Annotated in this window: 18 protein-coding genes and 2 other RNA genes; 17 read left to right on the forward strand and 3 right to left on the reverse strand. The window is 50.9% G+C overall.

Translation table 11 applies throughout. The features are described 5' to 3' along the window. Positions 1 to 134 precede the first annotated feature (134 nt). Entirely contained in the window at positions 135 to 902 is a 768-nt protein-coding gene (locus tag CRG97_RS01400; protein WP_098741417.1) for an electron transfer flavoprotein subunit beta/FixA family protein, read from the reverse strand. 38 nt (positions 903 to 940) lie between these two features. After that, complete coding sequence (locus tag CRG97_RS01405; protein ID WP_076322610.1) at positions 941 to 1,531, reverse strand: TetR/AcrR family transcriptional regulator; 591 nt, start codon at positions 1,529 to 1,531, stop codon at positions 941 to 943. Positions 1,532 to 2,001: 470 nt separating this feature from the next. Here CRG97_RS01405 and CRG97_RS01410 point away from each other — a divergent pair, with 470 nt between their 5' ends. The 14 genes from CRG97_RS01410 (at position 2,002) to CRG97_RS01485 (ending at position 20,879) form a co-directional block, all read left to right on the forward strand. After that, the gene (locus CRG97_RS01410; protein WP_098741418.1) at positions 2,002 to 4,182 is read left to right on the forward strand and encodes a (Fe-S)-binding protein; all 2,181 of its coding nucleotides are present in this window, start codon (positions 2,002 to 2,004) and stop codon (positions 4,180 to 4,182) included. Then, positions 4,179 to 6,620 (forward strand): 3-hydroxyacyl-CoA dehydrogenase/enoyl-CoA hydratase family protein, encoded by a 2,442-nt coding sequence (locus CRG97_RS01415; RefSeq protein ID WP_098741419.1) that lies wholly within the window; start codon positions 4,179 to 4,181, stop codon positions 6,618 to 6,620. The genes CRG97_RS01410 and CRG97_RS01415 overlap by 4 nt, the downstream gene beginning before the upstream one ends. Positions 6,621 to 6,850: 230 nt before the next feature. Next, positions 6,851 to 8,041 carry an acetyl-CoA C-acyltransferase gene (locus CRG97_RS01420; RefSeq protein ID WP_076322607.1) on the forward strand — a complete coding sequence of 397 codons (1,191 nt, stop codon included), beginning with the start codon at positions 6,851 to 6,853 and terminating at the stop codon, positions 8,039 to 8,041. Positions 8,042 to 8,825: 784 nt separating this feature from the next. Further along, positions 8,826 to 10,616: an acyl-CoA dehydrogenase family protein gene (locus CRG97_RS01430; RefSeq protein WP_098741421.1), complete on the forward strand. Its 1,791-nt coding sequence runs from the start codon at positions 8,826 to 8,828 to the stop codon at positions 10,614 to 10,616. A gap of 99 nt (positions 10,617 to 10,715) precedes the next feature. Further along, on the forward strand, positions 10,716 to 12,392 hold the full coding sequence (locus tag CRG97_RS01435; protein ID WP_098741422.1) for a long-chain-fatty-acid--CoA ligase: 1,677 nt from the start codon (positions 10,716 to 10,718) through the stop codon (positions 12,390 to 12,392). Between the two features lie 98 nt (positions 12,393 to 12,490). Beyond that, positions 12,491 to 12,940: a PaaI family thioesterase gene (locus CRG97_RS01440; RefSeq protein WP_098741423.1), complete on the forward strand. Its 450-nt coding sequence runs from the start codon at positions 12,491 to 12,493 to the stop codon at positions 12,938 to 12,940. A gap of 435 nt (positions 12,941 to 13,375) precedes the next feature. Beyond that, positions 13,376 to 13,606, forward strand: a complete 231-nt coding sequence (secG, locus tag CRG97_RS01445; RefSeq protein WP_009593367.1) for a preprotein translocase subunit SecG — start codon at positions 13,376 to 13,378, stop codon at positions 13,604 to 13,606. Between the two features lie 196 nt (positions 13,607 to 13,802). After that, a complete protein-coding gene (gene rnr / locus CRG97_RS01450) occupies positions 13,803 to 16,448 on the forward strand; it encodes a ribonuclease R (protein ID WP_098741424.1) in 2,646 nt (881 codons plus the stop codon). Positions 16,449 to 16,599: 151 nt separating this feature from the next. After that, on the forward strand, positions 16,600 to 17,079 hold the full coding sequence (gene smpB / locus CRG97_RS01455) for an SsrA-binding protein SmpB (RefSeq protein WP_023966984.1): 480 nt from the start codon (positions 16,600 to 16,602) through the stop codon (positions 17,077 to 17,079). A gap of 265 nt (positions 17,080 to 17,344) precedes the next feature. Further along, positions 17,345 to 17,709, forward strand: a transfer-messenger RNA (tmRNA) gene (gene ssrA, locus CRG97_RS01460). A gap of 427 nt (positions 17,710 to 18,136) precedes the next feature. Next, positions 18,137 to 18,472: a transfer-messenger RNA gene (gene ssrA / locus CRG97_RS34145) on the forward strand. Positions 18,473 to 18,559: 87 nt separating this feature from the next. Next, on the forward strand, positions 18,560 to 19,021 hold the full coding sequence (locus tag CRG97_RS01470; protein ID WP_098741425.1) for an HNH endonuclease: 462 nt from the start codon (positions 18,560 to 18,562) through the stop codon (positions 19,019 to 19,021). Between the two features lie 559 nt (positions 19,022 to 19,580). Further along, a complete protein-coding gene (locus CRG97_RS01480) occupies positions 19,581 to 19,847 on the forward strand; it encodes a DUF6809 family protein (RefSeq protein ID WP_098741426.1) in 267 nt (88 codons plus the stop codon). Positions 19,848 to 20,084: 237 nt separating this feature from the next. After that, the gene (locus CRG97_RS01485; protein ID WP_237566244.1) at positions 20,085 to 20,879 is read left to right on the forward strand and encodes an AAA domain-containing protein; all 795 of its coding nucleotides are present in this window, start codon (positions 20,085 to 20,087) and stop codon (positions 20,877 to 20,879) included. Between the two features lie 456 nt (positions 20,880 to 21,335). On the opposite strand, the gene CRG97_RS01490 is transcribed toward CRG97_RS01485, so the two are convergent. Then, positions 21,336 to 21,686, reverse strand: a complete 351-nt coding sequence (locus CRG97_RS01490; protein ID WP_098741427.1) for a hypothetical protein — start codon at positions 21,684 to 21,686, stop codon at positions 21,336 to 21,338. 341 nt (positions 21,687 to 22,027) lie between these two features. On the opposite strand from CRG97_RS01490, the gene CRG97_RS01495 reads away from it, so the two are divergent. The 3 genes from CRG97_RS01495 to CRG97_RS33440 form a co-directional block, all read left to right on the forward strand. Beyond that, positions 22,028 to 22,390 carry a hypothetical protein gene (locus CRG97_RS01495; protein WP_076322596.1) on the forward strand — a complete coding sequence of 121 codons (363 nt, stop codon included), beginning with the start codon at positions 22,028 to 22,030 and terminating at the stop codon, positions 22,388 to 22,390. Between the two features lie 69 nt (positions 22,391 to 22,459). Further along, on the forward strand, positions 22,460 to 23,266 hold the full coding sequence (locus CRG97_RS01500; RefSeq protein WP_098741428.1) for a sugar phosphate isomerase/epimerase family protein: 807 nt from the start codon (positions 22,460 to 22,462) through the stop codon (positions 23,264 to 23,266). Positions 23,267 to 23,775: 509 nt separating this feature from the next. Then, on the forward strand, positions 23,776 to 23,878 hold a 103-nt coding region (locus CRG97_RS33440; RefSeq protein WP_237566256.1), incomplete at its 3' end, for an ATP-binding cassette domain-containing protein.

Consider the following 23,878-nt stretch of genomic DNA (forward strand, 5'->3'; position numbering starts at 1 on the left):
AAAAGCGTGCATGACGGACATCCCGTCAACCATACAATCAGAATACATAAGAAATGATGACATGGCTCTCTGTCGGCACCGTGTAACCGCATTCAATAGTGGGAGTCAAACGGGTACAACCGTACACCCGTTCATTAGATCACTTTCGACTGGGTACGGAGCAAGGATACCAGCTCATGTGCCACTTCGGCGGGCTCACCCTTCAGAATACGTCCGGCGCTTCGCTCCGGCGGCAGGGACAGCTCGCTTTGCTTTGTTGCCGGCTGGATATCAGCTTCCGATAGCCCGAGATCATCTAGTGTCAACGTCTGAAATGGCTTTTTCTTAGCCTTCATGATGCCAGGCAGCGATGGATAGCGGGGTTCGTTCAATCCCTGCTGTGCCGTGAAGATCGCCGGGAGCTGAACCTCCAGCACTTCAAGATCGCCTTCGGCATCCCGATGCACTTCAGCCGTGGTACCGTTCAGCGTTAGCTTAGTAATGGAGCCGGTATGCGAAATACCGAGAAGGCTCGCCAGGCGAATAGCCACCTGACCCGAACCACGGTCCACGGAGAAGTTGCCACCCAGGATCAGATCCGGGCTTTCCTTGGACAAATATGCGTGCAGCACCTTGGATACCGCATATTCATCGTCCGGAATCCGCTCGTCTGCGATCAACACCGCGTCATCAGCGCCCATTGCCAGCGCTGTGCGCAGGGCCTCTGCCGTACGATCCGGTCCGACGGACAGGAGTGTCACGCTGCCGCCGTGGTCATCCCGAAGTTTCACGGCTTCTTCCACCGCATATTCGTCATACGGATTGATTACGAATTTCACCCCATCCTCGGCAATCGATCCGTTCTCAATCGTAATTTTTTCCTCCGTGTCAAAGGTCTGTTTAAGCAATACCACAATCTTCATCGGTTAAACGCTCCCTTCAATATGAATATCAGCGGGACTTATTGTCCGCTGGAAACGCCGTTCAGGAAAAAGCTAAGCGTCTCATCCGCCTGATCGGACAGAGAATACTTGCGGCCGGAGATCAGCCAAGAGGTTACCGCTTCATCCATCGCGCCAAAAATCAGGTTGCGCACCAGTTTGACGTTCAGATCGGAACGGAATTTCTGTTCTTTGATGCCCTGTTCCAGGATATTCTCGATCAGCACAATATATGGCTTCAATGCGCTGCCGATTTCCTTGCGCAGCTCCAGGTCGCTCTGCCGCAGCTCAATCTGCGTGACATAAGCAAGCTCAGGATTGCTCTCCAGCTCCGAGAAATGGATGCTGCACACCGTCCGCAGCGCTTCTACGGCATCCGTGGTTCCTTCCACGCTTTCGTGGAATTTACCGACCAGCTCGCCAAGCTTCTCCTGGAACAGGCGGATCAGGATATCCTCCTTCCTCTTAAAGTACAAATAGATGGTGCCGTCAGCTACGCCGGCGGCCTTGGCGATCTTGGATACCTGGGACCGGTGGTAGCCGTTCTCGGCGAATACTTTCAGGGCGCCCTGGAGAATAAGGTGGTATTTTTCATTTTTTTTACTTGTCATATGCTCACCCCGATGTTAGAATACAGTTAAAATTATGAATGAATACTCATTCATTTCTTGTATCCATCATAAAATACGTTCATGTCGTTGTCAACGATGGGTTACGAAGAAGCGCGAAATGGATGAAGCAGATGGATCAGAACAGCAAAATAAGGCGTTCATATCAGAGCAATAGACGGCAGTTCAACCGGAAGAAACAAGTCACTGGGTATCCGCAGGCAAGTACAGATGAGAGCATTGTACGGATGAAGAGATGCAGCCAGAAACGATGAAGTTCGGTTTAGAGGGGTCGGCACGGCACGATGTGGAGGTCTATTTTCGTTCCTGCAATGAAAGCGCTTCATATATTATCCCGACATGGACATATGACGAGAAGTTTTGGAAGGAGTGACAGGAGCTTCGGAAAAATGGGACGCTGCACCAGACTACCAGAGGAAAGAAGGATTTTTTAACGCAAGGGGCTGAGAGAGATGGTTCTAACCTTAATCAACGCACTGCTCTTTGTCTTGATCACCGGTTGGGCGGTGTATATGTTCGCCACCGTGGTGTATCGCCGGTACCTGTATATCCGTTTGGGCAAGCCAGCGAATCTGAAGAAGGATCTGAAGGAACGCTTGAGCCAATTCGCCATCCAGGTATTCGGACAGAGCAAGCTGTTTAAGGACCGCAAGAGCGGCATCATGCACTTTATCGTGTTTTACGGATTTATCATTTTACAGTTCGGTGCGCTCGACATCATCTGGAAGGGATTGTCCGGCCACAGCCTGCCGATTCCGGGGCACGCCGGCTTTATTCTCATGCAGGAGATTACGGTTGCGTTGATCCTGCTGGCCATCGGATATGCGGCATATCGCCGCTATGGCGAGAAGCTAAAACGGCTCAAGCGGGGCTGGAAGCCAAGCATTGTCGTGTTTTTCATCACCACGCTGATGGCTTCGGTGCTGCTGACGATGGCTTTTGAACGGCTCATGGAAGGACTGGCGTGGTCGGCCATGGCACCGATCTCCTCCAGTATTGCGGCCGTGTTTGCCTGGATGCCGCCGGTGGCGGTTACGGTTTGTTATTACGTGTTCTGGTGGCTGCATCTGTTGATTCTGTTGTCGTTCCTCATCTATGTGCCGCAATCGAAGCATTTTCACCTCATTACGGCGCCGATCAACATTCTGGTCCGCCGCACCGATCCCCCGGGCAAGCTCAGCAAGCTGGATCTGGAGGATGAAGAAGCCGAGGAATTCGGGGTAGGCAAGATTGAGGACTTTACACAGAAGCAGATGCTCGATTTTTATGCATGCGTTGAATGTGGAAGGTGCACCAACGTGTGCCCGGCCTCGAATACAGGCAAGCTGCTGTCGCCGATGCATATGATTGTGAAGCTAAGGGATCATCTCACGGAAAAAGGTGCCGCGCTCACCTCCAAATCGGCATGGATGCCGGCCTCTGTGTTTGGATCGCCGGGCGTTCACTCCATGGGCGCAACGGATCTGGCCCTTGTCGGCTGGAAGGGCGAGGGCATTACCGATATCGGACCGACGATGGACGTTCAGAAGCGCTCCTGGCATCAGGTCGAGGGCGTAGACCCGAAGGACATTCAATTGATCGGCGGCGTCATGACGGAAGAAGAGATTTGGGCGTGCACGACCTGTCGCAACTGCGAGGATCAATGTCCGGTTGCGAATGAGCATGTTGACAAAATCGTGGACCTTCGGCGTCATCTCGTTCTGATGGAGGGCAGTGTGCCGCAGGAAGGCCAGCGGGCGATGCAAAACATCGAGCGACAAGGCAACCCCTGGGGAATCAGCCGCGCGGACCGGAGCAAGTGGGTGAAGGAGGTCGATCCGGAAGGGACGTTGGATCTGAAGATTCCGACCGTGAAGGAAAATCCGGATTTCGACGTGCTGTTCTTTGTCGGCTCCATGGGCTCTTACGACAATCGCAGCCGCAAGATCACCAAGGCCTTTGTCCGGCTTATGAATGAAGCGGGCGTCAATTTCGCCATTCTCGGAAACGAGGAGAAGAATTCGGGCGATACGCCGCGCCGGATGGGCAATGAATTTCTGTTCCAGCAGCTGTGCACGGAGAACATCGAGACATTCCAGAAGTACGATGTGAAACGAATCGTGACGGCTTGTCCGCATACCTTCAATATTTTGAAGAACGAGTATCCGGAGTTTGGGCTTGAAGCCGAGGTCATTCATCATACGGAGCTGCTGGACCAGCTGGTGAAGGAAGGGCGTCTTCAGCCTAAATATCAGGTTCAGGAGAAAATCACCTATCATGACTCCTGCTACCTGGGACGGTATAACGACGTGTATGATCAGCCGCGCAGCGTGCTTCGCGCCATACCTGGCGTCGAGCTCCTGGAGATGGAGCGGAATCGCGAGAATGGCATGTGCTGCGGGGCCGGCGGCGGGCAGATGTGGATGGAGGAAGATGCGGGCAAGCGCGTGAATCTGGCGCGTACCGAGCAGGCGCTGGCCGTATCCCCGACGATGATCAGTTCAGCCTGTCCGTTCTGTCTGACGATGCTGGAGGACGGTACGAAGCTGAAGGAAGTGGAAGAAAGCGTAAAAACGCGAGATATCGCGGAAATCCTGGAGTTATCCGTATTCGGTCTATCCGAAATCCATGAACAGGAGGTCGTTGTGCAATGAGTAATACCATTACCAAGGAAGTCGTCAGCGGTTCCGGTGTCGCAAGTCGAAACATAACTAAAGCCGCCGTGATCGGCTCTGGCGTCATGGGGTCGGGGATCGCCGCCCATCTCGCCAATGCAGGCATTCCCTGCCTGCTGCTCGACATCGTTCCGAAATCCTTAACCGCGGAAGAGGAAAAAGCCGGATTGTCGCTGGATCATCCAAAGGTACGAAACGGGCTTGCCTCCAAAGCCATTGCGGCTCTGCCTAAATCCAGCACGGCTCCGCTGTACAGCGCCGATTTTGTGGGCCGGATCACCCCGGGCAATACCGAGGATCATCTGAGCCAACTGAAGGACGTGGACTGGATCATTGAGGTGGTCACGGAGCGCCTGGAAATCAAAAAGAGCATCTTCAAGCAGATTGAAGGCGTGCGTAAGGAAGGATCGATCGTCAGCACGAACACCTCGGGCATTTCCGTCAATGCGATGGTCGAGGACTGCAGCGAGGAATTTCGCAGCCATTTCCTGGGGACGCACTTCTTCAATCCGCCTCGTCATATGAAGCTGCTGGAGATTATTCCGGGCTTTGATACCGATCCGGACATTACGAAGTTTATGGTTGAATTTTGCACGAAGCGCCTTGGTAAAGGGGTTGTGCTTGCGAAGGACACGCCGAATTTCATCTCGAACCGGATCGGCACCTACGGTCTTCTGGTCACGCTGCAGGAAATGGTGAAGAACAGCTATACCGTGGAGGAAGTAGATGCGGCCACCGGTCCTGTTCTGGGGCGTCCGAAGAGCGCCACCTTCCGGACACTGGATCTGGTCGGCATCGATACGTTTGTCCATGTGGCCAGAAACGTGTACGACTCCGTACCGGACGGCGAGGAGAAAGACGTGTTCACGGTGCCTGACGTCATGAATGAGCTTGTCGCGCGCGGCTGGACCGGGGAGAAGGGCGGCCAGGGCTTCTATAAAAAAGTAAAAGGCGATCAAGGCAGCAAAATCCTATCACTCAATCTGTCCACGATGGAGTACAATCCGAGCGCCAAAGTGAGCTCCGCTTCCATCGAAGCCGCCAAAGCGGTGAAGGGAGCCAAGCGGAAGATCAAGGCATTCCTCGGTACGCAGGATCGTTACTCGGAACTGGCTTGGAATGTATTGAAGCAAGTGCTTGTCTATGCGGCCGACAAGCTGGGAGAGATCGCCGATTCCATTCAGGACATCGACAACGCGATGAAATGGGGGTTCAACTGGGAGCTCGGACCATTCGAGACCTGGGATCTGATCGGACTGCCTGAATCCGTGCAGCGTATAGAAGCGGAGGGGATGACGGTTCCAGCTTGGGTGAAGGATTGGATTGCCGCCGGCAACAAGTCCTTCTATCAGCAGAAGGACGGCGAGGTGTTCCATTATTTCAAAGGTGAGTATAAGGGTGTAGAGGTTCAGCCTGAGCTGATCTCGCTGCAAGCGCTCAAATCGCAAAACCGGGTCATTCGCTCGAATACGGGGGCGAACCTGATCGACATTGGGGATGGCGTAGCGTGTCTTGAATTCACTTCCCCGAACAATGCGATCGGTGCCGATATCTTGGTCATGATCCAGCAGAGCGTAGAAGAGATTCGGGCGAATTACCGCGGGCTGGTGCTGGCGAACGAAGGCCGCAACTTCTGCGTCGGCGCCAACCTGATGCTCATGCTGATGGAAGCGCAGAGCGGCGACTGGGATGAGGTGGATGACATCATCCGTCTGTTCCAGGGCAGCATGATGAAGCTGAAAGCGCTGGAGAAGCCGGTTGTGGCTGCGCCTCACCGGATGACACTGGGTGGCGGCGTGGAGGCCTGTCTTCCGGCCGACCGGATCATCTTCTCGGCAGAGACCTATTTCGGTCTCGTGGAGACCGGAGTGGGTCTCATTCCGGCAGGCGGCGGCTGCAAGGAGCTGGCGCTCATGACCAGCAACCGCCATCCCGACAAGGAGAGCGACCTCCAGCCGGAGATTAACAAAATCTTCGAGATGGTGGCGATGGCGAAGGCATCGAACAGCGGACATGAAGCGATCCGCATGGGTTATGGGCGTAGCGGGGATACGGTGGTTATGAATCAGGACTACCGGATCTATGAAGCGAAGCAGGCGGTATTAGAGATGGACCGGGCAGGCTATGTTCCGCCGCAGCCGGGGAAAGCCCGCGTTGTCGGCCGCGACGGCCGGGCCGTGCTCCAGATGGGCGCCATCGACATGAAGCGCAGCGGTTATATCAGCGATCACGATCTGTTGATCGCGAAGAAGCTGGCGCACATCTTAACCGGCGGCGATGTTCCTGCGGGAACCGTGGTGAGCGAGCAGCATCTGCTCGACCTCGAACGCGAAGCGTTCCTCAGCCTGCTCGGGGAGGTCAAAACCCAGCAGCGCATGCAGCATATGCTGGCGAAAGGCAAGCCGCTGCGGAATTAGGGCTTTAAGAGAGCTGCTTCAGCTAAGAGTTACATCATCATTCGCAACGTGCGATTCGCCAAATCGACGGTGCATATAGAACATGGTGGCAGGTTATCCATGCTGGCGAAGTTTAATGATGGAGACTCTTTAATCAGTTCCACCGTTACGAATTCATTTCACGGCCGACTAGCGGCCCGCAATCATATCGGTATTGGATCCAACCATTTCAAGTTGATGAGGTGAATGGCATGAGAGAAGCAGTCATAGTATCCCTTGCCCGTACTCCGGTGGGGAAGGCGAAGAAGGGCAGTTTTGCCCAGACGCGCGTGGAGGATCTCGGCAAAGCCGTACTGGAAGCCGTCATTGAACGTGCGCCGGGCCTGAAAAAAGAGGATGTCGAGGACATTATCCTCGGCTGCGCGATGCCGGAAGGCGAGCAAGGCCTGAATGTCGCGCGGATTATCTCGCTGTATGCGGGATATCCCGTGACGGTACCCGCGCTGACCGTCAATCGTTTCTGTTCCTCGGGACTTCAGGCGATCGCTTTCGCGGCGGAGCGCATTATGCTCGGTCATGCCGAGGTGATCGTCGCTGGCGGCGTCGAGAGCATGAGCCATGTGCCGATGACCGGCTTCAAGCCGGCGCCGCATCCGACGATTGTCGAAGAGATGTCAGAGGTGTACATCGGCATGGGGCATACCGCGGAAGAGGTGGCCCGCCGCTTCGGCATCACCCGCGAGGCGCAGGATGCCTTCGCGGCCAGCAGCCACCGCAAAGCTGCCGCCGCCATCGCGGAAGGCAAGTTCCGGGACGAGATCGTACCGGTGAACGTAACGCTGGCTGCGGCCGACGAGCAGGGCAAGGTGCGCAGCAAAACCTTCGCCTTCGATACGGATGAAGGGGTTCGGCCGGACACGACTCCGGATGTGCTGGGCAAACTGAAGCCGGCTTTTGCCCTCGGCGGCTCAGTTACCGCGGGTAACGCGTCGCAGACGAGTGACGGCGCGGCGGCGGTTGCCGTTATGAGCCGCGAGAAAGCGGAGCAGCTGGGCCTTACCCCGCTGGCTACCTTCAAGTCGTTTGCCCTGGCAGGCGTAGAGCCGGAAATTATGGGCGTCGGCCCAGTCGAAGCGATCCCGAAGGCCCTCCGCATGGCGGGGATCGAGCTGGATCAAGTGGATGTGTTCGAGATTAACGAAGCGTTCGCTTCGCAATGCCTCCACATCATTCGCGCTTTGGGTATCGACGAGAGCAAAGTCAACGTCAATGGCGGCGCCATTGCGCTCGGCCATCCGCTCGGCTGCACCGGTGCCAAGCTGACCGTCAGCCTCGTCTCCGAGCTGGCCCGCCGCGGCGGCGGCTACGGCGTCGTGAGCATGTGTATCGGCGGCGGCATGGGCGCCGCGGGGGTGTTCGAGGTGCACGCGGCTGGGGCGTAAATGTTGTAGCAGAGCTCGCTTCCAAGTCCCTCAAAGAACTTGGAGAGGCACAGCAGGTACGATTCGCGCTCTAAGCACGAGAAACTACTTGTTCCCGCTCAGAAGGTGTGAACTCCCGCAATAAGTCTCAAGGGAGCATGGGAACTCTCAGTAAGCCGAACTCTTCTTGGAGCTGATCAGTAGTTGTGAATTCCTTCTATTAATTCCTCCCGGGCCTAGGAGCCACCAAGCAGGTGTGAGTTCATCTATAAGTCCTCAAGGGGCTAGTAGCTCCCAAGCAAGGACTTTGGAAAGTTAGTTTAAAAATGTTTCTGAATTGTATTCGATGAACATATCTAGGTTTTCGATATCAAGTCTACTGATCTTCTATTAATGCATGACCAGTCTATTCACTCTGAATTGTAGTTTCAATGCCGTGTCCGCTCCGTACACGGACCGGACACGGCACCACTCACTCCAACCACAGGGGAGTGCAAGGATAGCCGGTCGTAGAGGTTTGAACTTAGGAGATTCACTAGTGTGCGCCAACCTAGCGGAGAGGGCGGAATTGTACTGGAGAAACGAAGTGGTCGCCTTTGAGTTTGGATTTCTTCTACTTATAGAGCCATTCCTTGAAATCCAAACTCAACAGCGATCGGAAGTACAATCCGCACGCGGAGAGGACACTATTGCACCACAGTCACGCATACATCATCTATGATCAACCAGCAAGTCGCAACCTAACAACACCAAGGCAATTCATTGCTCTCCACCTTATTCCACATTCCGAAAGGGGAAACCAATCATGAGCGATAACCAAACCAAAGAACCGAAAATCAAAGGCGGCAGCTTTGTCATCGATAATCCCGATATGCAGCGCATCCTGACACCGGAGGATTTCACGGAAGAGCACCGCATGATCGGTGAGACGGTGCGTGATTTTATCGATGGGGAAGTCGTGCCGCACGATGAAGAGCTGGAGAAGCTCAATTACGAGATGACGGTAGACCTGCTTCGCAAAGCAGGCGAGTTGGGCCTGCTCGGGGCCGATGTGCCGGAGCCGTTCGGCGGGATCGGTCTGGATAAGGTCAGTTCTACGATTATTAACGAAAACTTGGCGAAGGGATCGTCCTTTGCGCTTTCCTTCGGGGCTCATGTCGGGATCGGAACGCTGCCAATCGTGTTCTTCGGCACGACCGAGCAGAAACAGAAGTACCTGCCGGATCTGTCGACCGGCGCGAAAATCGCGGCTTATTGCTTGACGGAGCCGACCTCCGGCTCGGATGCGCTGGGTGCCAAAACGACGGCACGCCTGTCCGACGACGGAGACTATTATATTTTGAACGGATCGAAGCTATATATAACTAACGCCGGATTTGCGGATATCTTTATCGTCTACGCCAAGATCGACGGAGAGCACTTCACCGCGTTCATTGTCGAGAAGGAGATGGAAGGCTTTACACTCGGACCGGAGGAGAAGAAGATGGGCATCAAGGGCTCGTCGACGCGTCCGCTCTTTTTCGAAGACGTGAAGGTGCCGAAGGAGAACTTGCTCGGCGAGATCGGCAAAGGCCACCGGATTGCCTTCAACATCCTGAACATCGGAAGGTATAAATTGGCAGCCGGCACCGTCGGTGCGGCGAAGGAATCGATCGAGCTGAGCGCGAAATATGCTAACACCCGTAAACAGTTCGATACGCCAATCTCGCAGTTCCCGCTCATGCGTAAGAAGCTGGCCGAGATGAACATCACCACCTTCGTGATGGAGAGTATGGTGTACCGTACGGCAGGTCTGCTGGAGGAAGCGATGCAGGACATCGATTACAACAACGAGGATGCCGGAATCCACTCGGCTGCCGCGATCTCCGACTATGCCATTGAATGCTCGATCAACAAGGTGTTCTGTTCGGAAGGACTGGATAACGTAGCAGACGAAGCGGTGCAGATTCACGGGGGCTATGGGTATATCCAAGAGTACAAAGTGGAACGCATCTATCGGGACTCCCGCATCAACCGCATCTTTGAAGGCACGAACGAGATCAACCGGCTCCTGATTCCGGGTACACTTGTGAAGAAGGCCATGAAGGGCGAGATCGCGCTCCTGCAAAAAGCGCAAGGTCTCCAAGGTGAGCTGCTGCAACTGGTACCTGGTCAAACCTTCGAAGGCACACTGGAGCAGGAAGCGCACTTCCTGGACATGAGCAAGAAGATTTTCCTCCTCGCGGGTGGTTTGGCGGTACAGAAGTTCGGCACGAAGCTGGAGAAAGAGCAGGAGGTCTTGTCTAATCTGGCGGATATGATGATTGATATTTATGCCCTTGAAAGTGCGCTGCTGCGTACCCGCAAGCAAATCGAACGCACCTCCGAGGAAAAAGCAGCCAGCATGATCGAGATGACGCAGGTGTTTGCATACGAGGCGTTCCAGCGCATTGAGGCACTCGCAAAAGAGACGCTGGCCTCGGTGGAAACCGGTGATATGCTGCGCATGCAGCTGTCGGTGCTCAAGAAACTGACACGTTGCACGCCGGTCGATACGGTGGCCCTCAAGCGCAGCATCGCGGCCCGTGTCGTCAAGAACGAACGGTACACACTGTAGCACCCGGCACCGAAAGAGATGTGAATGTAGCCTGAAAAGAGAGAGATTTTTCTTGGAGTAGGAAAGAAGGAGCATTCCTTAGGAAAGGGTTGGTTTTGTATGGATACAAAGCCTTGGCTGCCGTTTTATCCACCCGAAGTAGCCCCCGCTTTTGATTATCCGAAACAGAATTTGGCATCATTTCTCGTGACGTCGGCACAGAAGTTCCCGAATCGGCCGGCCATGTATTTCATGGGCAAAACGATCAACTATAGGAGTCTGCTGGAGTCGTCCTATCGTATGGCGAACGCGCTCCGCAGCAAAGGGATTAAGAAGGGCGACCGGGTAGCGATTATGCTGCCCAACTGCCCGCAGGTGGTTATTTCGTATTATGGCGTGCTGCTGGCTGGAGCCGTGGCCGTCATGACCAACCCGCTCTATATGGAGCGGGAAATTGCACATCAGATGAAGGATTCCGGTGCTAAGATCATCATCACGATGGATATGTTCGTGTCCCGCGTTGAAAAAGTCATCGAGGAGACGGAACTGGAGCATATGATTGTCACCTCCGTGGCGGACTATCTGCCGTTCCCCAAGAATCTCCTCTACCCGATTAAAGCCAAGAAGGAGGGTCCCCTTCCGGTCGTCAACTATGGAAGCCGCGTCCATGCCTTCAAAAAGCTGCTCGCCGGTGCGCCGAATGACCCGATCTGCGAATCCGTGAAGGCGGAGAAGGACTTGGCCCTGCTCCAGTATACCGGTGGCACGACCGGTGTTCCCAAAGGCGTCATGCTGACGCATATGAATCTGATCGCTAATACCGTGCAGTCCGCGAACTGGTGTTTTCAGGTGGAGGATGGGAAGGAGCGCTATTTGGCGGTTCTACCGTGTTTTCACGTGTTCGGGTTGACGGTGCTGCTTAATCAGGCCATCTACCGTGCGGGCATGCTGATATTGGTACCGAAATTCGAAGTGACGATGATTCTGAACTTGATCAAAAAAATGAAGCCGACGCTCTTCCCGGGCGCGCCGACCATGTATATTGCACTGATTAATCATCCACGGATCAAGGAATATGATCTGTCTTCGATCAATGCTTGCGTCAGCGGCTCTGCCGGGCTTCCGGTCGAGGTGCAGGATAAGTTCGAGGAGCTGACCAAAGGGCGGCTGATCGAAGGTTACGGCCTGACCGAAGCTTCCCCGGTTACCCATGTGAATCCGATCTGGGGTAGGCGCAAGATCGGCACCATCGGCGTACCGGTTCCGGATACGGATGCCAAGGTGGTCGATCCCGAGACGGGCGAAGAAATGCCGGTCGGCGAGCCTGGCGAGCTGATTGTGAAGGGTCCGCAGGTGATGATGGGGTACTGGAACCGGCCGGAGGACACGTTCGACACGCTGCGCAACGGCTGGCTGTTCACGGGCGATATGGCAACGATGGACGAAGAGGGGTATTTTACGATCATCGACCGCAAGAAAGACATGATCATTGCAAGCGGTTTCAATATTTACCCTCGGGAGATCGAGGAAGTGCTGTATGAGCATCCCTCTGTGAAGGAAGCCGTCGTTGTCGGAACGAAGGACGATTATCGCGGTGAAACCGTGAGAGCTTATATTGTGCTGAAGGATGGCGCGTCTCCGGACCCTTCGGGCCTTGAGAAGTTTTGCCGCAGTCAGCTGGCTGCCTATAAGGTGCCGCGCGAGTACGTGTTCCGCGATTCGCTGCCGAAGACGATGGTAGGCAAGGTGCTGCGCCGCAAGCTTCTAGAGGAGGAAGAGGAAGGCAGAACGGGCTGAAGCACAGAATAGCGGTGTAGGCATGATAAGTGATTCATGTTATCCCGCTGGAATGGATACAGTACTAACGACGTCATAAGAAAAAAGGAGGCGGCCTGATGAATCATACCAATGCCAATCTGGATACGAAGGCCGGACAGCCGGAATTCGACCGGGAGGCGTATATCGAGGCCATGACCGAAGCGGCGGAGCCCACCTTCTGGGGATATCTCGGCTGCAAGCTTGCGTCTGCCAGCTCGGAGGCGGTTGTTGTGACGCTGGATGCCCAGCCTCATCATATGAATATGGCGGGCATCGTGCATGGCGGCGTACTCTCCTCATTGATGGATAACGCCATGGGCATTGCCGTCATGCTGGAGCGCCCTGGCGAATCAACGGTAACGAGTAATTTGAACGTGCATTTTGTCATGCCAGCCAGAGACGGTATCCTCACCGTAACGGCAAGCATCGTGCATCAGACGCACCGTTCGGTCACGACGGAATGCAGAATTACGAACGAGAAGGGCGAACTTGTGGCGATCAGCACAGGGTCCTTCCGAGTGAAATAAAGCAGCCTTGGCTGCTATGAAACAGGTGGTCTGCCAACGCTGGAGGGGCAGGCCATTTATTTTTTTGGTGAGCTGGAAATTTTGTGGGGAGTAGTTTGAGTAACTATTGATCAGTAGCTTCCCGTCAATTGAGCTTATGACAGGAGGGGGCGCTAACCCCCGTCCTCTCACACCACCGTACATGCGGGTCCGCATACGGCGGTTCCAAAAGGTTAACAAAGCCCCAGATCCACCTGGTACGGGGTCTTCTTTATGGGATTAGAGCCGAGAAACAGAGATGGCATGTTCGTGGTTAGAGTTATGAAGTGATTCCCCCTTACTCCTTGTCAGGTCAATAAAGCTGTGGTACAATGAGAATGCTGTTTTTCATGTAGAATCTAGAATGTCTCTTAAGATAATAAATTCAGATGTTTACATACGTAGGAGGTGGAAGTCATGGTTGTATTTTTTGAAGTGTTGCTTGTTATTTTCTCCATCGGGTTGATTACTGTCGTTCTTCTCCAAAAAGGGAAAAGCGCAGGTCTTGCCGGTGCCATCTCCGGCGGTGCGGAACATCTTTTTGGTAAAACAAAGGCTCGCGGTATGGATCTCGTACTGCAGCGTACAACGGTAGGTCTTGCAGCAGGATTTATGATTTTGGCCATCGTTGTTGCTATGTTGAAATAACAATGAACGTTACCCTCGCTTTTTCACTCTTGGAAGAGCGGGGGTTTTTTATTTGCCTGAATTTTGGAATACATAGGTGAAGACGGTGTTCGGAAGGATACCGGAGATTAAATTCGTGTATACTAGGGTATGAGTATATGAAGGTAAAGAATGGATAGCGGAACGATGAAATTGCAGGTTCCCCGAGGTGATAATGATGATAACTGAAGAAATATTACTGAATTTTATGCGGGAAACTGCATACAAACCGATGACGTACCAGGAATTGGAGCAGCATTTTGCCATTAAGGATGCTCATGAATTCAGGGAATTCTTGAAGCTGCTGAATGAACTTGAACAATCCGGAAAAATCATTCTGACCAGCACCCAGCGTTATGGCGTGCCGGAACGGATGAATTTGCTGCGCGGACGTCTGCAGGCACATGCAAAGGGGTTTGCCTTCTTGATTCCTGATGATCGCGAGCACCCGGATGTGTACATTCATGCCAATGACTTGAAGAGTGCGATGAATGGAGATATCGTGCTTATCCGGATCAGTTCCAAACAGAACGATGGCGGCAAAATGGAAGGCGAAGTGGTCCGTATCGTGACGCGCGCCGTCACCCAGGTTGTGGGTGTATTCCAGAACCATGAAGCCTATGGCTTCGTGCTGCCGGATGACAAGCGGATCAACCGGGATATTTTCATTCCGAAGCATGCGATTAACGGAGCTGTAGATGGCGTGAAAGTCGTGGTGAAGCTGGTCAGCTATCCGGAAGGAAGAGCTGCGGCAGAGGGCGAAGTGGTGGAGATTCTGGGTCACAAGGATGATCCGGGTGTCGACATTCTGTCCATTATCCGTAAGCATCAGCTGCCGGAAGGCTTTCCGGAGGAAGTGCTGGCCGAAGCGGATGCAGCGCCCGATGCCATTACGGAAGAAGAAATCGTACAGCAGGGTCGTCGCGATTTGCGCGGTCTGAACATCGTGACGATTGACGGCGAAGATGCCAAGGATCTCGATGATGCGGTGAATGTGGAACGTCTGCCGAATGGGAACTACCGTCTGGGCGTTCACATTGCCGATGTCAGCTATTACGTACGCGAGCGCTCCGAGCTGGATAAGGAAGCTTACGATCGCGGTTGCAGCGTGTATTTGGTGGATCGGGTCATTCCGATGCTGCCGCACCGTCTGTCCAACGGGATTTGCAGCTTGAATCCGCAGGTGGATCGTCTGACGATGTCCTGTGAAATGGAATTCAACGAGCAGATGAAAGTCGTGAAGCACGATATCTTCACCAGTGTTATTCGTACGAAAGAACGGATGACGTACAATAATGTGCGCAAAATCCTCGTCGATGAGGATCCAGAGCTAATCGAGCGCTACGGTGACCTCGTGGAGGATTTCCGTTTGATGCGCGAGCTGGCGCTGAAGCTGCGGAACCGCCGGATGCGCCGTGGTGCGGTGGATTTTGACTTCGTAGAGTCGAAGGTCATCGTGGACGAGAACGGCAAGCCCGTGGATATCGTCAAAAGAGAACGTTCCATTGCGGAACAGATCATTGAAGAATTCATGCTGGCAGCCAACGAAACCGTGGCTGAGCATTTCCACTGGCTGAAAGTACCGTTTATCTACCGGATCCATGAGGACCCGGATCAGGAGAAGCTGCAGAACTTTATGGCGTTCGCGGCCAATTTCGGGCATCAGGTGAAGGGACGGGGCAACTCGATCCATCCGCGCGCACTGCAAAACCTGCTGGAAGCCATTCAAGGCACGAAGGAGCAAACGGTGCTCAGCACGATGATGCTCCGATCGATGAAGCAGGCGAAATATGATGCAGAGAGCACGGGCCACTTCGGTCTTGCGGCCGAATATTATTCTCACTTTACGTCTCCGATTCGGCGTTATCCCGATCTGGTTATTCACCGGGTTATCCGGGAAGTGCTGGAGAGCGGCGGCGCGCTTAATGAGAAGCGCCATGAGCACCTGGCCGGCCGGATGGCTGACATCGCTCAGCAATCCTCCGAGCGCGAGCGTGTGGCCGTGGATGCGGAGCGGGATACGGAAGCGCTCAAGAAAGCCGAGTTCATGCTGGATAAGGTCGGCGAAGAGTTCGAAGGCATTATCAGCAGCGTGACCAGCTTCGGTATGTTCATTGAGCTGGAGAACACGGTCGAAGGCTTGATTCGCCTCAGCGCGATGACCGACGATTATTATCACTTCGATGAGGGCCATATGGCGCTGATCGGGGAGCGGACCTCGAAGGTATACCGCATTGGTGATGATGTGAAGGTTCGCGTGGCGAAGGTGAACATGGATGATCACACCATCGATTTTGAGATGGTGGATATGAAGCCGCGCCGTCAAGGGCGCGGCGATGGTGACCGCGGCGGCAACGGTGGCCGCGGATTTGGTGCCCGCGATGGCGCAGCCCGCGGGGGTAAGGGCCGTGGCGGTAAGCGTGGCGCGGCTGAAGGCGGCGCGCCAGGCGGACGCCGCAGTGACAGCGCCGGTGCCCAGGGTAGCCGAGGCAAGCGCAGCGGCGAGGCGCCAGCTGGAGCGGGCGCTGGTGCTGCTGCTGGTGCAGACGAGCAGCAGGCGTCGAACTTCGCCTTTGGCTCCGGCAAAGGCGGCTACAGTTCCGCAGGCGGCGGCGCCCTCGGCTTTGATCGCAACGCTCGCAGTTCTGGCGGTGCCGGCGGAAAGAATCGGCGCAAGAAGACGGCGAGTAGTGGCATTTTCATCGGCGAAGGTCCAACTCCAGGCGGCAATGCTGGAGCCAACTCCGGCGGCGGCGGTGCCCGCAAACGGAAGAGCAAGGGCGGAAACGGCACGGCCGCTTTTGTCCGCAAGAAGAAAAAGTAACATTCTCCTCCTGATCTGTCGCTGGAGGCGCTTGCCCCACCTTGCTTTTGGAGGCTGACGTTTGATACAATGGACTTCTGGTGAGATTGCAATTGGCGGTCTGCCGGAAGTCCTTTTTCCATTATCATTGTTGATGACAAGGGGTGAGACCATGGGTAAGAAAAGTGACGGGAAGGTTCTGGCCCAGAACAAAAAAGCTTCCCATGATTATTTCATCGAGGATACGTATGAAGCCGGGATGGTGTTGACCGGAACGGAGATCAAATCCATACGGAACGGCCGTGCCAATATTGGAGATGCGTTCGCAACCATTCGGAATGGCGAGATTCATATCCATAACATGCATATCAGCCCGTTCGAGCAAGGGAACCGTAACAATCCGACGGATCCTACGCGAACACGGAAGCTGCTGCTGCACAAGGAGCAGATCCGCAAGCTGCTGGGCCTGTCCAAACAGGACGGCTACGCGATTGTACCGCTGAAAGTCTACATTCGTAACGGCTACGCGAAGTTATTGTTGGGCCTCGGTAAAGGTAAGCGTCAGTACGACAAGCGCGCCGATGCCGCGAAGAAGGACGCACAGCGCGATATCCAGCGTGCGCTGCGCGAGAAGCAGAAGATTGCAAGGTAATGGAGCAACTAGCAGGATGGCAGCTTTTAGCTGTGTTACCTGCAATGTATATATCATTTTGATGTAAAATGTGATATACTAAGTGATGTAAGAGAGATCAATAAAGATCTTTGACAATCAGCATACAGCCTGCGTATTCCTTTCTTGGAGGGAAAGAATGCGCAATAGATTGACTGCTATGACTGAATACATTCTTTGATTTAATCCGATAGCCCTTTTTGGCAGGAACGCTAAGGTGCAAAACACCGGCATTTCTCCAACTTAAGGGGGCGTTTTTGGATTCGACGGGGATAGTTCGGGCATGAGTAGCGGGTAGTGGGGACGCGTCCACTTCATCAACGCTAAAGCCAATTAAACGGCAAACAACAAAACAACTACGCTTTCGCAGCTTAATAACCTGTGAGCGTGCTCTCGCTCTGTATCGCCCATGTACCGGGATGAGGGCTCAACTTTAGTGGGATACGCTGTCTAGTCTCCGCCTGGGGCTAGCTGAAGAAGACAATCAGGCTGACCTGAAGGGAATCCGGTGACAGGGAGTCTCTAGGGTGACATCAAATCTGTCACTACACCCGTAGAAGCTTGTGTTGTCGTTATCTTCGGACAGGGGTTCGACTCCCCTCGCCTCCATACATACTATAAAAAAGCGGCCGTAATGGTCGCTTTTTTGCGTGAGAATAAAAGTTAACCTTTATGACATGCATTACAGCAAAAATAACAACCATCGAAATTAACTATGCCTGTATCTCGTTTGACTCGTTGAATGGCAGATTCACAATTATCTTCGTAGCCGATTAATTGACGATTTGAAGGAATTTGGGTTATAGAAATCTCCATTTCTTCAAGGATAATAAAGGATTCAGTAGAAGCAGCAAAGGTGAAACCGAAAGAACCTGATACAGCTCCAAAACATATGAAAGTATGTGCCTTACTGGGCATAAGTGATGTTAACTTGCACGTAACTTTCAATTTAGTAGGAGGTGCCCTCAGCAGATACCTTCAAGCTGTCAGTAGATGTTGTTAATGCATCGTAAGGCCCTATATCTAACTTGCGTGTAACTTCACGGATTGGCTCATTGTGGTCGGATGCGTCCATTTCATCAACTCTAAAGTCAATTAAACAGCAAACAACAAAGCAACTACGCTTTCGGAGCTTAATAACCTGTGAGCGTGCTCTCGCTCTGTATCGCCATTGTACCGGGATGAGGGCTCAACTTTAGTGGGATACGCTGTCTAGTCTCCGCCTGGGGCTAGCCTGAAGAAGATAATTAGGCTGACCTGAAGGGAATCCGGTGACAGGGAGTCCCTAGAGTGACATCAAATCTGTCACTACACCCGTAGAAGCTTGTGTTGTCGTTATCTTCGGACAGAGGTTCGACTCACCTCGGTTCCATCATAAAGAACACCATCCGCATGAGGATGGTGTTTTTGTTTTATATTAATACTATAGGTTAGAACATGTCGTACAGATGGAGTGAAATCGATGAATCATAGTCATGATGGAGAGGAACCATTGATAACGGTACTCAATAAGGATGGTCAACAACTAACACCATGTTTACCCCATCGGGCTTGGCGGGAAGTTGAGCGAGCGCGAGCTGTCTGGATTGATGAGCAGACGATCCAATTGCTTTATAATCCGTTCTTATTTCGGTACTATCGAAAAGCTGCACTGAAACGAGATCATCACACTTGTTTGTGGTGCGGACGCCACGCCACGACAGTGGACCATATTATCCCCTCAAGCAAAGGCGGCTCGGATCTTCCGCAAAACCTGATCGCTTCATGCAGCGAATGCAATACGAAACGAGGAAACCGTTCTGCATTGTCCTATCTCAAAGAAAACGCACACTCTGTTCCAAATCTTATGAAGCTTTGCTGGCGTATCTTTATAGCTAAATACAGATACAGACATCGTCAAATGAAAAAAGGGTCACTTGAGTAAAGGCTTAGATTTATGATTTGGGAATCGTGGTGCAGTGAGCTTCAATGATCGCAGCCGTTTGTTGACGATCGAATTGATGGTTAACCATATCCACTGTAAAATTTTCGGCTTTCTTGCATCCATCTTGAAGTGCAGGCCATTTAAAGCGTAGGATGCCTGTGACAATCACCAATAATCACGGACGTTCTTAACTCCAATGAATAGGTAGAACCAAATGGTGTGGCTTCTTACTGCAATGTTAGCTAATTGACAATTGAATACAATATTCTTAGCCGCGAATTTCATGCAACGCTTCCACATGAGAAAGGGTCACGGACATTACCTATTTTCCCTTCGGACAATCGTTCCTGTACCTATAAGGAATACTTTTTTCGAAAGTTAAAATGAGGTAGAACGCGTTCTAAAGATTGGTTGTTTTTCCTGTAACAACATACAGAATCAAATATTAAGAAATACACTCTTCTCTTGCAACTATACGTATACCCGTACCACATATTGAAATTGCATATGGTAGTATTATCTAATAAGTAACTTAACACAATGAGAAGAGGAGAATCCCATGCCAAGCTTCCTAGAATCCCTATATTACGGGAACATAAATCCTGTAGAGAAGGCTGTTTCCACCGACCCTCAGTATCGCCAATTGAGTCGGCAAATATCCGAGTCCATGGATGCCTGGAAGAAGAGGCTTTCCGATGATGATTTTCATGAGCTTGAGGAGTTATTAGATTTGTATCGACAAGTACAAGGGCTGGAAATGGCGGCTTCTTTTACTGATGGTTTTAGGCTGGGAGCGACGATGATCATCGAGGTGTACTCTGAGTAATGTGATCAGTAAGAACACTCATAGAACTGCCGTAAAGACACGAACTGTGTCTTTTTTTAATACCGAAAAATATTGACTATCAGCCCCTACATCGGATATAACAAAAACAAATTTCACACGCATACAGCTCCCCATAAGACATCTTCGCTCTAAATTCCCTCCACACTGCAGGGATATTCACCCAATTCATAGAAATATCTGTATATAACATCGACTATACATACAAAAGAGGCTACTATGGACAAAGAGAGATTTATGATCATCGTTAAAGGTGATGACAAGACAGAGGATGTATCCTCATATGAAATGGATCCCCCAATAGTAAGGATTATATATAAAGGTTCTTCCAAGGCTTATCCTTATCAACTCAATGATATACAGTTACTGACGCCGACCGTTCAGGACATAACAGAGGATATGGCTGTTTTTCACGATGATTATCCTTTTTATAATGTAAAACGGGTGCTAGATTTCGGACCTAAGATCCGCGTTTGTTTTGAAAACGGGAGTATTCGTACCTACGATAGTGGACGTATTCAAGTTAGAAGCAGTAGCACCCAGAACGCTGAAGGGCGTCAGATTCTGGACTATTGGCGCGCGATTTCAAAACATGCGAAGAGTGAGGATGAACAGGAGAACAAAGAAGCTTTTTTGGCAAAGCAATTTGCAAAACTACATTACGTAGATCCTGATAGTGCTTTGAGTCATTATCTTCTGAAAAAACCTATAAAGACCGATATCTCGGTTGCAAGCGAACCGATTTTCCCGTTCAGGTACAATTTGAGTCAAAGGACCGCGCTTGAGCAGGCTTTAAAAAGCACCATCAGTATTATCGAAGGCCCTCCGGGCACGGGTAAAACCCAGACGATCTTAAACATTCTTGCAAATCTGGCGGTTATGCAGGGGAAAAAGGTAGCGGTTGTTTCCGGTAACAATCAACAGCTTTTTTATTTGTTTCCTCTATTTTGCTCCGCAACAGTTTTAGAAAGACTCTCGAGAAACAGAACATGCTATGAAGCAAGTGACGAGTGAAGTATTGACGGGGCAAAAGAAGATGGAAGAAGCAATTGATAGTTTAAGAACATATTGAAATCCGCTCAGAAAGTGACCTAGAAAGTTCAGGAGGTTTCCGCTGTAGCGAACAAATGGCGGCAGGCTCTGAAGAAATTGCAGCATCTGTTTCCGAAATGGCAACTATAGCTGAAGATTCGCTTGCAGGAGTTAAAGCAGTGAACGATATGACTGCAAAGCAGAGCTCTTTAGTTTTGATTAGCAAAAATTCTCTTTAAGCTGAAGCACTTGTTATGAAGTTTAAAGTCTAAAATGAATAGAATGCGATTCATATGGTACCTAGGGTCATTACCCGAAATAATCTCAGCAATATGCGTCGGCGAATTGTGAATTTGCCAAGCCACGGTTCGCCTCCATACATAGAACCCGCTCATTGAGCGGGTTTTTATATTTATATCTGAAACAAAGTATTGAGTATTAGATCTCCGAATTGGATTGATGCATCAGCTCTTTGATCTCAAGAAACTGTGAATTCGTTATTTGTTGGGATTGATGGAGGGCGTTCAGCTTATATTCTATTCTTTCCATTCGAAGTTGCGTTTCTTTTTGGAGTTTCTCGGTCTGTTTTTGTGTTTTGGAGTTATCCATTACGACTAAGATGGTCAGACCCGCACTAAAGATCGTTAACCCTCTAGCGATTTGATTTAAATCGATTGAATTCATGGCAATCAGGCAGTCGGCAAATCCTGCTCCTATAAGTAGACCGCCAATCGTGACAATCCCCGTTCTTTTCCATTGTTCTGGGATGATATTTAATGGCTGTTTCATGTAGAGATCTCCTTCAGTTAGGTAGTAAACGTGAAATTAGGATAGCTTCATTCTATATTTAATAAAACACAAATCCTGGAACAATAAAAGGAAATACATAGAAGCTTATTGCGTGAACATTAAGGATTCAGTTTGTGGAAATTTAGTGATCAGCGGTAACGTATTATTTGGGAATGACTTGGAAAGAGGAGGCAGGACTGATACTCAAAGCAAGAAGGAATTAGGAGACTTACGGAGAAATTTTCTAGTGGACATTATTTATATGAGATTATCCTGGGTGGACGGATCTTCGCTCACGCGATCAGGTTAAATATGAACTGTAGATTGGCTGGTGATCTGGAATGAGTGAACAATTCTGGTTAGTGGTACAGTATCCTCTGAAAAGTGCAAAAGGCAGCCAACGTGATCACTGGTTAAGAGAAAAAGTAATGGAATATTTAGAAATATCTCTAGCAGATGCTGGTTTAGGCTATGTAGATGGGTTTGACATGGGGAAATGCATTTCCGACCCGAAGAAATATGCGCTTAATATATTTTGTGTTGTTACGGAAGAAGAACGAAGTATTGCCTTGGTGAAAAGAGTGTTAAGAGAGGGTCGACTTGATTATACTCGAATAAAAATCGCTACAATGTCCTATGGGAATGAAGAAACATATACTCTGAAATATGCCTATAAGAAGGGTGTTACGGAATTTTCGCTATAGCATGTATTATATTATTGGTGTCGCTTTTGTAGCAGACTAGTTTTAGGAAAACAAGAAGGGAAGAGGTTTATGATTACCATTTATGACTGGTTTGGCTGTGAATTGCCCAATCAAGAGCGTTATCAGTTAATAAAAGAAGCTGGATTTGATGGCGTTTTAATATGGTGGAGTGATGGCTTTGGTCGTGACTGCTTTGGTCGAAACGATTATCGTAACGGGCCGCAAATCGCGCGAGAAGCGGGTCTATTTATAGAAAATATCCACACACCAATCCAAAACGAAAACAACCTCTGGCTTGACAATCTGGAAGGTGAAGCGGCAGCTGAATGCTATCTGCAATGTGTTGCAGATTGTGCTGAATTTGAGATTCCGACAATGGTTGTGCACTTGCCGGGCGAAGACAATCCATATAACGAATTGGGACTGGATAGAATCAAGAGAATTGCTGACAAAGCTGAACAGCTTGGTGTCAATGTTGCAATGGAGAATTTATGGAACTTTTCCAATTTGGCATATGTGCTGGAGCAAGTGGATTCCCTGCGTATCGGATTCTGTTATGACAGTGGACATCACTACCGCCATTATCCGGAGAAAGATTTATTATCCATGTACGGGTCTCGGCTGATGGCACTACACTTACATGATAATAACGGAAGTTATGCCCAGCACGGGTTGCCCCTTGACGGCACGATTGATTGGTCTACAACCATGAAAAAAATTGCGGAAACGAACTATTCAGGCCCGATTGCAATTGAGGCCATGAATTGGGATTATGAAGATTTATCGGCACAAGAGTTTTTACATAGAGCGTTTGAGCAAGCCAAAAGACTGGAAACGTTAAAAACTGATTCCCCAAAGACGACCGTAACAGAATGAAACTACTATAAAACTAGGCACTCTACATCCATCATGTAGAGTGCCTAGTTCATTTATGCCTTATCCATCTCCCCAAATGGCGTTGAGCCAGAAACTGTAGCTACTAATGTCGCGCCTTCCGAACACCTGATAGCCTGTTACACCCGCATTGTCCGTTGAATCATTCATGGGGTCACTTCAGAGGTTGTGTTTTTTTGCTGTGTTCGATTAAAAATGTAGGAGAATCCTTAGCTACAAGCTTACAAAGCAAGACACCTCAATCAAAGAGTGTTAAATGCACGTTATGTTGATGAAGGGCCTAGAGGTCCTTCTTTTTTTGCTTTCTTTTTTCTGACATTTGTAATATCCGGCTTGTGACAACCCACACTAATTGAGTCTCGCGCTTTTTCAATATAATGAGGACAACAAGTAACGAAGAAGAAATTAGCGGAGGTTAGTACAAAATGACAAAGGCCATTGAATGTATAAATCTAGTGAAGAAATTTGGCGATTACTGCGCCGTTGATCATATGAATCTATCATTTGAGAAAGGTCAAATAACAGTATTGCTCGGACCGAATGGTGCAGGCAAGACAACAACCATTTCCATGATACTCGGAATGATCAAGCCAA

The sequence above is a fragment of the Paenibacillus sp. EZ-K15 genome, assembly GCF_002573715.1.
Classification (GTDB): Bacteria; Bacillota; Bacilli; order Paenibacillales; family Paenibacillaceae; genus Paenibacillus_AQ.